General features: G+C 55.5%; 10 protein-coding genes and 2 pseudogenes. 3 read left to right on the forward strand and 9 right to left on the reverse strand.

The window, feature by feature from the left end; genetic code table 11:
• Positions 1-88: 88 nt before the first annotated feature.
• The gene (locus MQE22_RS05625) at positions 89-1,078 is read right to left on the reverse strand and encodes a 2-hydroxyacid dehydrogenase (RefSeq protein ID WP_215870819.1); all 990 of its coding nucleotides are present in this window, start codon (positions 1,076-1,078) and stop codon (positions 89-91) included.
• A gap of 145 nt (positions 1,079-1,223) precedes the next feature.
• Positions 1,224-1,622 (reverse strand): putative PEP-binding protein, encoded by a 399-nt coding sequence (locus MQE22_RS05630; protein ID WP_255790279.1) that lies wholly within the window; start codon positions 1,620-1,622, stop codon positions 1,224-1,226.
• Between MQE22_RS05630 and MQE22_RS05635 the strand changes: the two genes are divergently transcribed.
• Positions 1,589-2,715 (forward strand): IS3 family transposase gene (locus MQE22_RS05635; RefSeq protein ID WP_480082164.1). Its coding sequence is split into 2 segments (ribosomal slippage): positions 1,589-1,855 and positions 1,858-2,715, totalling 1,125 coding nucleotides; the frame shifts between segments, so codons are not numbered across the junction. The two genes, MQE22_RS05630 and MQE22_RS05635, sit on opposite strands and share 34 nt — an antisense overlap.
• 18 nt (positions 2,716-2,733) lie before the next feature.
• Here MQE22_RS05635 and MQE22_RS05640 read toward each other — a convergent pair.
• From MQE22_RS05640 to MQE22_RS05660, 5 genes and pseudogenes are all read right to left on the reverse strand, one after another.
• On the reverse strand, positions 2,734-3,180 hold the full coding sequence (locus tag MQE22_RS05640; protein WP_304665208.1) for a putative PEP-binding protein: 447 nt from the start codon (positions 3,178-3,180) through the stop codon (positions 2,734-2,736).
• A 9-nt stretch (positions 3,181-3,189) separates the two neighbouring features.
• A pseudogene (gene ppsA, locus MQE22_RS05645) lies at positions 3,190-4,473 on the reverse strand (phosphoenolpyruvate synthase); the annotation flags it as partial.
• Between the two features lie 68 nt (positions 4,474-4,541).
• Positions 4,542-5,668 (reverse strand): IS3 family transposase gene (locus tag MQE22_RS05650; RefSeq protein ID WP_483190451.1). Its coding sequence is split into 2 segments (ribosomal slippage): positions 4,542-5,399 and positions 5,402-5,668, totalling 1,125 coding nucleotides; the frame shifts between segments, so codons are not numbered across the junction.
• A 60-nt stretch (positions 5,669-5,728) separates the two neighbouring features.
• The gene (locus MQE22_RS05655) at positions 5,729-6,163 is read right to left on the reverse strand and encodes a PEP/pyruvate-binding domain-containing protein (protein ID WP_215872353.1); all 435 of its coding nucleotides are present in this window, start codon (positions 6,161-6,163) and stop codon (positions 5,729-5,731) included.
• Between the two features lie 133 nt (positions 6,164-6,296).
• Positions 6,297-7,213 (reverse strand): annotated as a pseudogene (locus MQE22_RS05660) (IS1595 family transposase).
• 147 nt (positions 7,214-7,360) lie between these two features.
• Between MQE22_RS05660 and MQE22_RS05665 the strand changes: the two are divergent.
• Both MQE22_RS05665 and MQE22_RS05670 read left to right on the forward strand, forming a co-directional pair.
• Positions 7,361-7,789, forward strand: a complete 429-nt coding sequence (locus MQE22_RS05665; RefSeq protein ID WP_215872354.1) for a universal stress protein — start codon at positions 7,361-7,363, stop codon at positions 7,787-7,789.
• Positions 7,790-7,792: 3 nt separating this feature from the next.
• Complete coding sequence (locus MQE22_RS05670) at positions 7,793-9,328, forward strand: MDR family MFS transporter (RefSeq protein ID WP_255790228.1); 1,536 nt, start codon at positions 7,793-7,795, stop codon at positions 9,326-9,328.
• Positions 9,329-9,448: 120 nt separating this feature from the next.
• On the opposite strand, the gene MQE22_RS05675 is transcribed toward MQE22_RS05670, so the two are convergent.
• Both MQE22_RS05675 and MQE22_RS05680 read right to left on the reverse strand, forming a co-directional pair.
• Positions 9,449-10,198 (reverse strand): sulfite exporter TauE/SafE family protein, encoded by a 750-nt coding sequence (locus MQE22_RS05675; protein WP_215873107.1) that lies wholly within the window; start codon positions 10,196-10,198, stop codon positions 9,449-9,451.
• 373 nt (positions 10,199-10,571) lie between these two features.
• Positions 10,572-12,005: an APC family permease gene (locus tag MQE22_RS05680; protein ID WP_255790230.1), complete on the reverse strand. Its 1,434-nt coding sequence runs from the start codon at positions 12,003-12,005 to the stop codon at positions 10,572-10,574.
• Positions 12,006-12,007: the final 2 nt, after the last annotated feature.

Raw genomic sequence — 12,007 nt, forward strand, 5'->3', positions numbered from 1 at the left:
GTGGCCGAAACCGAGCGATAGTGCTACGGCTCGCGCAAGGCCACAGCGCAACGCCACCACGTGATTGCAATTTTCATTATTGGATCAACTAGGTAGATACTATGTTATGGTTGCTGCGCCCCTCGCAATAATCGGTGAGATTCTCGATGGTCGTCGCCGCGATGGTTTGCAATGCCTCGCGCGTAAAAAAGGATTGGTGACCGGTGACGATCACATTGGGGAAAGTCAACAACCTCTCGAAGGTGTCATCGCAGATGATGTCATCACAGTGATCACGGAAATATAGTTCCGCCTCTTCCTCGTAAACGTCTAGGCCCACTGCTCCCAGACGCCGGGATTTAAGCGCCCCGATCAATGCCGCGGTATCAATCAGTCCGCCACGGCTGGTATTGATAAGCATCGCGCCCTTCGGCAACAGCGCGAGGCGTTCGGCATTCAGCAGGTGTTGCGTTTCGGGTAGGAGAGGAAGATGCAGGCTCACAATCTGGCTCTGCTGCAATAGCTCTTCTAGAGGCAGGTACAACATCCCCAGCTCCTGCGCCGCTGGATTGGGAGATATGTCATAGCCCAACAAGCGGCAGCCCATGCCGTGCAGAATTCGAGCCAGGGCGAGTCCGATTTTTCCAGTACCGATGATGCCTATGGTCTTGCCGTGCATATCAAATCCCAGTAACCCATCCAGGAGGAGATTTCCTTCTCGAACCCGGTTATAGGCCTTATGGACTTTGCGGTTGAGGGTCAGCATCAAAGCAAGAGCGAATTCGGCTACCGCATAAGGGGAGTACTCCCTTACCCGCATCACCGTCATTCCCAATTGGGTCGCGGTGGCTATATGCACATGGTTGTATCCGGTGCTACGCAACGCAAGTAACTCGATACCCAATTTTGCTAAGATGTGCAACGCCTCCTGATCGAGGCGATCATCTACAAATGGACACACAGCAGGAAAACCTTGGGCGACAAAGGCGGTTTTCGCGTTCAGCGTGACGTCCGTGAAAATCAATTCATGCCGCCCATTGTTGGCGGCATTCAGATACTCTTGATCATATGGCCGACTACTGGTTACCAAACAACGCATCCAAAACCTCCTTTTTGGGTGGTATAGACAAATTTACACCCTTCAGTGGGCAGGCCGCTTTCCTGCAGAGAGCGGCGCTGGGATGGGCGCGCCAAGATAGCGGCTGCTGACGACGCAAGGTTGCGCTAGCTCAGGAATCTCTTGCTCATGCGGCGCCACCTCCTGCACGAGGTTTGCGCCCGAGACTTGCCTCGATTTCGAGCACATGGCGGGTGGTGGCAATCACGGTGTCGGGATTGAGGCTCATGGTGTCGATGCCGATCTCGACCAGGAATTCGGCCATCTCTGGATAGTCCGACGGCGCCTGGCCGCACAATCCGGAGTGGATGCCGTTGCGGCGACAGCCTTCGACTGCGAGGCGGATCATTTCCTTCACGCCGTCATCGCGCTCGTCGTAGTCGAAGGCGACGATTTCGCTGTCGCGATCCACGCCCAGGGTGAGCTGGGTGAAGTGGCCCCCGAAAGTTGGACAAGGGGTTAAGCTCTGGGCTTCAGGAAAGGAGTCGAGGGATGAAGGGAAAACGCAAGCAGTACAAGCCGGAATTCAAGGCGCAGGTAGCCCTGGCGGCCTTGCAGGGCGATAAGACGATGGCCGAGCTGGCGCAAGAATTTGGGGTACATCCCACCATGATCAATGCCTGGCGCCGGCAGCTGGTGGAGCATGCGGCCACGGCCTTTGAACGGGGAAAGTCCCGGACCGAGGAGCCCGTGGACGTGCAGGCTTTGTATCGGAAGATCGGACAGCTGGAGATGGAACGCGATTTTTTAGCCTCCAGGCCCGGTCTCATGTCCCGGATCGGGAAAGGCGCCAAATGATCGACCGGGCCCAAACCCCAGTTTCTGTGCAACGGCAATGCGCTCTTTTGGGCGTGCCCCGCAGTACGGTCTATTACCGCGCGCATCCTCGGCCGATGGGCGACGGGCTGTTGCGGGCGATCGATCGCCTCTACACCGCCTTTCCATTCATGGGTAGGCGGCAGATCCATCGGATGCTGAAAGCGGAGAATGTCGTGGTCAACCGCAAAACGGTACACCGGGCCATGCGTATCCTCGACATTGCCGCGGTGGCGCCCGGACCACACACCAGCAAGCCCCACCCCCAGCACCCAAAATATCCTTATCTGTTGCGTGGCGTGACGGTGGACCGTCCCCACCAGGTCTGGTCCGCGGATGTGACCTATCTGCCCATGGCACGAGGATTTCAATACCTCGTAGCCGTAGTGGACTGGTTCAGTCGTAAGGTGTTGTCCTGGCGGGTTTCCAACAGTCTTGATGCGGGTTTCTGCGTAGAGGCCCTGAAAGAGGCCATACGCCGCTATGGCACCCCCGAGATCTTCAACACGGATCAGGGCGCTCAGTTCACCGCGGAGTCCTTCCTCTCTGTACTCCGCCAGCACGGCATTCGAATCAGTATGGACGGCAAAGGCCGGGCCCTGGATAACGTCTTTGTCGAACGGCTTTGGCGCACCGTCAAATACGAGCACGTCTACCTGCGGCCAGCAGAAACTGGAACCGAGCTGAAAGCTGGCCTCAGGACCTACTTCGACTGGTATAATGCCGAAAGACCGCACTCTTCTCTGGGAGACAGAACACCCGATGTGGTCTATGCAGAAGGTTTACAAAGGCTGGTGGCCTGACCCGCCATGGAAACAGGTTCAGAGCTTAATCACTCCAGCAGGCTGTCCAATCCAGGGGGACCACCTCAGGGTGAGGTCGTTGGAGCCGATGGAAAAGCCGTCGAAGAGCTTAGCGAACTGGTCGATAAGGATGACGTTGTTCGGGATTTCGCACATGGCGTAGACCTGCAGCCCGTTTTCACCGCGCTTGAGGCCGAATTCAGCCATCTTGGCCAGCACCGCGTCAGCCTCCTGCACCCGACGCACGAACGGCAACATGAGGATCATGTTGGTGAGCCCCATGTCCTCGCGTACCCGTTTCATGGCTAGGCACTCCAGGCGAAAGCCCTCCGCATAAGCTGGATGGGCATAGCGCGAGGCGCCACGGAAACCGAGCATCGGGTTGTCTTCGTCCGGCTCGAAATCGGCGCCGCCGATCAGGCTGGCGTATTCGTTGGACTTGAAGTCGGACATCCGCACGACCACTGGCTTGGGTCAGAACGCTGCGGCAATCGTGCCGATGCCCTCGGACAGGCGCTGTACAAAAAAGCTCGCGCCGTCCGAATAGCCGCGCAGCAGTCGATCGATCGCCGTGCGTGCTGAGGGGTCCTTCACCTTCTCCGGGTGCAACAAGGCCAGCGGGTGTGCCTTGATGGTTTCGTTGATGACAAACTCCATGCGCGCTAGTCCTACGCCGTCGTTAGGCAGGAATGCGGTCTTGAAGGCGATGTCCGGGTTGCCGATGTTAATCATGATGCCGGTGGCAGGTCGCGGGATGTCGCTAACTTCGACCTTGTCGATATGAAACGGCACCGCTCCACGGTAGACTTTGCCAGCGTCGCCCTCGGCGCAGGAGACGGTGACCGTGTCGCCGCTGGACACTGCGCTGCTTGCCTTGCCCGCGCCGACCACGGCGGGAATGCCCAGCTCGCGGGCGATGATGGCGGCGTGACAAGTTCGGCCGCCGCGATTGGTGACGATGGCTGCGGCAGTCTTCATCACCGGTTCCCAGTCGGGGGTGGTGGTATCGGCGACCAGTACCTCGCCGGGCTTGAACTCGGATAGATGGGCGACGTCAGCGATCACGTGGGCGCGCCCGGCGGCGATCTTCTCGCCGACGGAACGGCCGGTGACCAGGACCTCACCGCTGCCGTCGAGCACATAGGTTTCGAGTTGCGTCGGCTTGCGTTGCGAAGCCACTGTTTCCGGGCGTGCCTGCACAATATAGAGCTTGCCGTCCAGACCGTCCTTGGCCCACTCCATGTCCATCGGATGGCCATAGTGCTCCTCGATCTTGATCGCCGCTTCAGCTAGCTCTAGCACGTCGGCATCGCTGAGGCAAAAACGTTCGCGGTCGACCTTGGGGGTGGGGATGTTGCGCGTGGTATGGCGGGCATCGCCTTCGACATAGATCATCTTCACCGCCTTCTCGCCAAGACTGCGACGCAGCACACTGCGGTGGCCCTGGTTGAACGTCGGCTTATGGACGTAGAACTCGTCCGGGTCCACCGCGCCTTGGACCACGTTCTCGCCCAGGCCATAGGCGCCGGTGATGAACACTATGTCGCGGAAACCCGATTCGGTGTCGAGGGAGAACATCACCCCGGAGGCGGCCAGGTCCGAGCGCACCATCTTCATTACGCCGATCGATAGTGCGACCTTGAAATGGTCGAAACCCTCGTCAATGCGGTAGTGGATGGCGCGGTCGGTGAACAAGCTGGCAAAGTCGCGTCGGCAGGCATCGAGCAGGCTTTCTTCGCCGCGGATGTTCAGGTAGGTTGAGGTGGTCCCCCTGGATTGGACAGCCTGCTGGAGTGATTAAGCTCTGAACCTGTTTCCATGGCGGGTCAGGCCACCAGCCTTTGTAAACCTTCTGCATAGACCACATCGGGTGTTCTGTCTCCCAGAGAGGAGTGCGGTCTTTCGGCATTATACCAGTCGAAGTAGGTCCTGAGGCCAGCTTTCAGCTCGGTTCCAGTTTCTGCTGGCCGTAGGTAGACGTGCTCGTATTTGACGGTGCGCCAAAGCCGTTCGACAAAGACGTTATCTAGGGCCCGGCCTTTGCCGTCCATACTGATTCGAATGCCGTGCTGGCGGAGTACAGAGAGGAAGGACTCCGCGGTGAACTGAGCGCCCTGATCCGTGTTGAAGATCTCGGGGGTGCCATAGCGGCGTATGGCCTCTTTCAGGGCCTCTACGCAGAAACCCGCATCAAGACTGTTGGAAACCCGCCAGGACAACACCTTACGACTGAACCAGTCCACTACGGCTACGAGGTATTGAAATCCTCGTGCCATGGGCAGATAGGTCACATCCGCGGACCAGACCTGGTGGGGACGGTCCACCGTCACGCCACGCAACAGATAAGGATATTTTGGGTGCTGGGGGTGGGGCTTGCTGGTGTGTGGTCCGGGCGCCACCGCGGCAATGTCGAGGATACGCATGGCCCGGTGTACCGTTTTGCGGTTGACCACGACATTCTCCGCTTTCAGCATCCGATGGATCTGCCGCCTACCCATGAATGGAAAGGCGGTGTAGAGGCGATCGATCGCCCGCAACAGCCCGTCGCCCATCGGCCGAGGATGCGCGCGGTAATAGACCGTACTGCGGGGCACGCCCAAAAGAGCGCATTGCCGTTGCACAGAAACTGAGGTTTGGGCCCGGTCGATCATTTGGCGCCTTTCCCGATCCGGGGCATGAGACCGGGCCTGGAGGCTAAAAAATCGCGTTCCATCTCCAGCTGTCCGATCTTCCGATACAAAGCCTGCACGTCCATGGGCTCCTCGGTCTGGGACTTTCCCCGTTCAAAGGCCGTGGCCGCATGCTCCACCAGCTGCCGGCGCCAGGCATTGATCATGGTGGGATGTACCCTAAATTCTTGAGCCAGCTCGGCCATCGTCTTATCGCCCTGCAAAGCCGCCAGGGCTACCTGCGCCTTGAATTCCGGCTTGTACTGCTTGCGTTTTCCCTTCATCCCTCGACTCCTTTCCTGAAGCCCAGAGCTTAACCCCTTGTCCAACTTTCGGGGGCCACTTCAGGTATCTTGCTGACCGGCAAAGCTCGCTGTCGGCAGGTCTTCTGCGGTGGCCGAACTGCGTACCGCTAGGCTTACGTCCTCCCCGTATTGCTGCTGCAGCTTACGGTAGCCGGCAATGATCTCAGCGGCAAGGTCTTTGGGTAGACCGGCGCCATAGACGATTTCGCGTGCGCGCTTGCCGCGGCGCGCTAGGTCGCTGATGTCGTCGGGATCGAGATCATCTAGCGCGGCATGGAGCTTGTCCCACGCACCGGCGGCATCCAGCATGTAGCGATAGGCCTCAGCGGTGATGGCAAAACCGTTGGGTATACGCACGCCCTCCTTGCTCAGCTTACGGTACATCTCGCCGAGCGATGCATTCTTGCCGCCGACCAGCGGTACGTCCTGGATACCGAGTTGATCGAAAAATTGGATGAAGCGACTTGTTTCCATTGTGTCCTCCTCATGAGAGCTGGGTCTCCCTGCCGCAGTTAAGGCACCTGATGCAGATATTCGGATGCGAACAACGTTTTTAGTGTAGACTGTTCCCTCGGTAGGGGCAAAGTTGCCTCTTTTACGGACATGCCTATGAACCATTCTCAGCCGACAGTCGGACAGGTGTATGTTCCATACACGCATTGAGCAGACGCAGTGGGAGCTCTGGCTCCCAAAAGCGCCGGTTGAAGCGGTAGACGAACTCGTCCAGGTACTCTTGCAGGTATTTTCCCGTGACTCCGTGATAAGTGCCCAGCAAATAGGCCTTGAGATTGCCGATGGCGATGTGCACCCAGGGCAACCATTCATCTACCAACTCGGCTGGCGTCACACGGCCTTCATGTTGCTGTGTTTCTCCCAGAACCCGCAGGGCTACGAGGCCATCCGTGCGGGTCGGTTGCTGCGGGAGCAGATGGCGTTTCACGAACTGGCGGATATTTTCACCGGACACCGAAGAGGCCGTCTCCATGGCGATAAAACCCGCCTTTTTACCACGACTTTCGACGGCCACCAGGACAGGAGTCTTTCCCTCCGCGCCCCGACCACACTTGCCTCCAGACCTTCTTCCGCCGACGAACGCATCGTCGACCTCTACCAAACCACTCAAGCGATAGATACTGTCCCGGTCGGCCATGGCGTGGCGCATCTTGCGCAGCATGCGGTGTGCGGTGATCCAGGAAACTCCGATCTGCTTGGACAAGCGCAGGGCCGATATCCCGCCCTTATCGCAGGCCATCAGATAGATGGCCAGAAACCACTGCACCAGAGGCAAATTGGTCGAGTGAAAGAGCGTGCCGGCGGTCACCGAGGTCTGATCACCGAGGTCTGATGTCGACAACATCCACACTGGTAGACTTTGCGGGCAGCTACCCACTGACCATGATCATGGCCACATTTCGGGCATTGAAAGCCATTGGGCCATCGCTGTTGCTTCAGAGCTTCCGCGCAGGCCTCTTCTGTACCAAACCGTTCTTGCCACCGCAGCAAATTCATCGCTTCGGCTTTCACCTTATCACCTCTAACTCTATGACGGACAAGGCATTAGGCATTGCGTTCTGGGAATAGTTCAGAGGCATGTTTACGGATTAGCCGGGAGCGCACAGACAAAGTGCTGCTAATCTTCCTTGGTGGATTGGGTGCTATTAGGAGGGGGAAATGTTTCAGAAAATCATATTGGCGGCAGACGGGAGCGCTGCCTCCGAACCAGCGGTGCAACAGGCCTTCCAGCTGGCACGGGCTGCTGGATGCCGCCTACACGTGTTGACAGTGGTGGATATCTTCGGGGCCTATTTTGCTACGCCAGAGTCTATCAAACTCCTTCTGGAAGAGGGGGGCAAGCTGCTGCTTAACCTTCAAGAACAGGGAGCAGAGCTCGGCGTGCCGGTAGAGACCCACTTGCTAGAAACCGATGTAGGAGACAAGCGGATCAGCGAGTTGATCGTTGCCGAAGCAGACCATCTTGGCGCCGATCTCATCGTTTTGGGCAGCCACGGTTGGCGCGGCGTACGCCAGTGGATTATGGGGAGCGTCGCCGCAGGCGTCTGTCAGTCGGCTCACTGCTCCGTTCTGGTCGCACGAGACTGACGCTTGGCAACAAACCCCGGGCAGGCCGGAGCACAGGCAGACGACCTCCCGGCTCCCCATCTTCTAGCCATTACCGTCGCGGTAATGACCGCCATCATCCTAAATGTCCTTGATATCACCATCGTCAATGTGGCGCTGCCACACATGGAGGGTTCCCTCCATGCCAACAATAACCAGATTACCTGGGCCTTGACCACCTATATGCTAGCCATGGTCATCGTAACGCCTCTTACCGGTCTACTGGTGGAGCATTTGGGTCAACGCCGGTTAATCCTTTTGAGTGTGGCAGGTTTCTTAGTGTGCTCGGCCCTGAGCGGCCAATCTCATGACTTACTAGAAATCGTTCTCTGGCGTTTTTTGCAAGGCGTTTTTGGGGCCTCCCTCGTCCCTGTTGGCCAGTCGATTCTCGTCGAAAGTTACCCGCGTGCACGCCGCAGTATTGCCATGTCGACCCTGGGAATGGGGACGATGCTCGGGCCCATCGTCGGTCCCGTGCTGGGTGGCTACCTCACCGAGGATCTCTCTTGGCGCTGGTGTTTCTACGTGAATCTGCCTGTTGGGATCATTGCCCTAATAATGTTATTTTTCTACGCTCCCGACTTTGGTCGCAGCGACCGACCTAAACGCATCGATTTAGTGGGTTTGCTCTGGATGACCCTGGGCCTTGGTGGATTGCAACTCATCCTGAGTCTCGGTGATCAGGATGATTGGTTCAGCTCTCGCTTCATCGTAATGATCGCGGTGGTAACTGGACTGGGATTTTTTCTTTTTGTCCTGCGCTGCTTTTCGGTGGAAAACCCAGTGGTCAACTTGCGTCTCTTGGCCGACCGCTCTTTGTCTTTAGGAAGTTTGGGCATCGGCCTCTTTGGGTTAGCACTCTACGGTACCATGGTAGTGCTGCCATTTTATTTGCAGAATTATATGGGTTACGAACCTCAGCTCGCGGGCTTGGTCATGGCCCCTCAGGGCGTAGGTTCTTGGATTTCCATGTGGGCAGCGGGACGACTGCTCAACCGCGGTGCGAATCCGCGTCTCATGATCCTAGCAGGAGTAGCCCTGGGAAGCATTGGAACCTGGATCAGCCTACAGTATAACTTGGAAATCAGCCCAGCCTGGATCATCTGGCCGGGAGTGATACGCGGCCTTGGCTTTGGTTTCATCTCCATCCCTCTCTTCACTCTTGCCTTTGCGACCCTTAGCAAAACAGACACACCAGCCGGCTCAGGGATCTTTAACCTCATGCGCAATCTCGGTGGGTCCATTGGAATCGCCGTTGTTTCCACCGTTCTTACGGAAGAGGGGCAAGTCGCCTGGAACCAGATGGGCGGTCACATCAATCCCTTCGCTCCACCCCTATGGGATACTTTGGCCGCTGCTGGCTTTTCACCTGGGCCGCAGACATGGCAAGTGTTGGGGATGGAGTTGGAGCGCCACGCCGCTATGCGCGGAATCCTCGACGGTTTCGTGTTTTTATTATTCACTTTTTTGTCGATATTGGTCATCGTACTCTTTATGCACAAGTCAGAAAAGAGAAAATAGCCTATGCACATTTACTTCAGATAATAATAACTTTTATGTAATTTTCAGGTTCTCACAACCACTCAATGAACCAAAGCTTCGGTTGTGGAGTGGAGCAGAAGCATTCTATAGATTTTTATTTCAAAAGAACCATAGCCGTATTGCCATAAGAATAATCACCAGGGTAATGACGACCTTAATCCACTTTTCCCCATTGGAACTTAAGGTAAGGCGGCTGGAAAGCTGAGCCCCTACTAATGATCCGGCGGCAACACAGCCACCCAATAGCCAATCCACCTCGTGAAGAAAAGCAAATACCAATAAAACTGGAAGGGTATAAATAGCAATAATAAACGTTTTGTGCGCATTAATGCCTGCCAAGCTAACCGATAGAAAGGGACGAAGTACGAAAATGAAAAGAAAGCCGATACCGGCTTGCACAAAACCGCCATAAAATCCCAGGATCAGCATGGATGGATAGAGGAAATAAGGATGTTTCTGAGGAAACCGTTGCAAGTAGCGATAACGGGATTTCGGAAGATATAAGGTAACCCCACTAAAAAGAAGCACCAACACCAAAATCTTCTGAAAAAGGACGCCTCCCAGATGGATACTGGACCAGGCACCGATGATGGCTCCTGGTAGTGTCCAAAGGGCAAGCTTGCCAGCAAAACGAGGTTCCATCAATCCGTTTTTCAGGAAGTTCCGGCTAGCCAGGATGTTGGCTAAAAGAATGCCTATGCGGTTACTACCATTTGCCATACCTGGACTAAGACCAGTGAAGATCAATAGTGGTAGAGTTAGAGCCGATCCAGCACCGGCGAGTACATTGACGAAGCCAGCGACCAGCCCCCCTCCAAACAGCAAAGGATATACCCACCAGTGATGCATATGTTTTCCTCACGGCACAAGTGACATCCACTACAATTCGGCATAACATATTCGAAAATACAAGACCACTTTGGTTGGGACCGAAGCGCCCGCTTTCGTTTAAGTCGTCCGCCACATAAGCACCACTAATTTTGGTAAAGACATTTAAGGTGTGCTGGTCTATAAACTCTTTTCATGGAGCATGTCAGCTTTCTATCGACCCTGAAGATACGATAGCACGATCGAAGCTAGCTCGCAGGTTTGCAGAGGCATGTTTCTTGATTAGAAATGCCTCCATGGTGCAATGCCGTTACTCCAAAAAGGAAAGAGGTGGAACTGCGCAGAAGCAATATTCTTTTCAATGTGGTAGAGCATCGTTTCCTCCATGCCATAGTCAAGCTTTGGTCCGCCGAAAGCGGTATAGGCCGTGGGGAATCAGAACCATTATGATTAAAGCCCCTACCATAATTGGCGCATAGATTATCTCGGCAATATGTGCAGGGGGGATCATCCCGATGAAGAGGCAGGCAAGAGAGGTTGCAAAACCGATCCCAGCAACTATCCAAAGACCCCAGTTACGTCCGCCCGGAATCCGATACGGGCGAGGAATATGTGGCTGGGTATAGCGTAGGCGTATGGCTGCGCTGAACAACAACAAGTACATAAAACAATATAGAACTACGGCGAGAGAAGTCAGGAACAAAAATGCGGAGGTTACGGAAGGCATTACCAGTATCAGTAACGCTACCGCGCTCATGAAGAGTGCCTGAAGGAAAAGTAGGTTTCGAGGTACACCATACTGATTGGAATTTTGTAGAAAGGCGGGAAAAATACCGCTTTGAGAAGCGGCCCAGATCCCTTTGATAGGCCCAAGTATCCAAGTGCTGACCTGGCCGGCAGCGCCAAGTGCAACGAGGATTGCGGCAATTGGCAACAATTCTCCCAGATGCCAAGTAGGGAAAAGATGTTGAATGGCCTGTATAGTACCGGACACCATATCCATCTGCCTGACGGGAAGCACGACAGCGATGGCCAGGCCTCCTAACAAGGTTACGACAAAGCCAAGTATTGCCGCGGAAAATACGGCAATTGGGTAGTTGTGTCGTACATTTGTGACCTCGCGGGCATGTCCGGCAGATACTTCAATGCCAGTGACACCAAAAATAAAGCTGAGAAAAAAAAGCAGATGATCCTCTGGGTTTTGTATTGGCAACCAGTTGTCCAGGGTGAGCGATAGATTCAGGTGAATGGGATAGCCCTGAATAACATAGATGATAGCCATAATGATGAGGACTGCGCTGGGAAGCAGAACGCCGGAACTTAGGCAAACCGTAGATATCATTCCAGAGGCTTTCGTGCCGCGCAAATTGGCTGCGGTGGCAATCCAGTATACAACGAGAATGACGGCCACGATGAAATAACGATTACTGGCAAGTTGGGGAGCAAAAGCGTAACTCAGGGTAGCGGCTATAAGGGCTAGAATTGACGCGATTCCAAATATGCTTTGCGTCCACTGCAACCACACTGCGGTAAATCCCCATGCTGTCCCATAGGCCTCTTCTACCCAATGGAAGACGCCGTTCTTCGGCCAGGTAGTGGCAAGCTCTGCCGCAACCAGGGCGATAGGGATGAGAAACGCAAACACCGTGACCACGTTGAAGAAAACCATCTGCAAGCCGGTTGCAGCCATCATGGGCAGACTTCGCAGGGTAAAAAACAGCGCTGCCGTCATCATGGTGAGGGTGACCACTCCCAGGTATTGGCCCTTGACAGGGATGGCGGGAGTGCTCGTGTGGGCGGGAAGTGATTGAGATTTTGGATTAGCCAAAG

It is taken from the genome of Acidithiobacillus sp. YTS05, assembly GCF_024396695.1.
In the GTDB taxonomy this organism is placed as follows: Bacteria; Pseudomonadota; Gammaproteobacteria; order Acidithiobacillales; family Acidithiobacillaceae; genus Igneacidithiobacillus; species Igneacidithiobacillus copahuensis.

Bases quoted from the DNA above. Each gene is read 5' to 3' on its own strand.
- MQE22_RS05625 (WP_215870819.1), bottom strand. From the start codon at position 1,078: ATGCGTTGTTTGGTAACCAGTAGTCGGCCATATGATCAAGAGTATCTG.
- MQE22_RS05655 (WP_215872353.1), bottom strand. From the start codon at position 6,163: ATGGAAACAAGTCGCTTCATCCAATTTTTCGATCAACTCGGTATCCAG.
- MQE22_RS05665 (WP_215872354.1), top strand. From the start codon at position 7,361: ATGTTTCAGAAAATCATATTGGCGGCAGACGGGAGCGCTGCCTCCGAA.
- MQE22_RS05675 (WP_215873107.1), bottom strand. From the start codon at position 10,198: ATGCATCACTGGTGGGTATATCCTTTGCTGTTTGGAGGGGGGCTGGTC.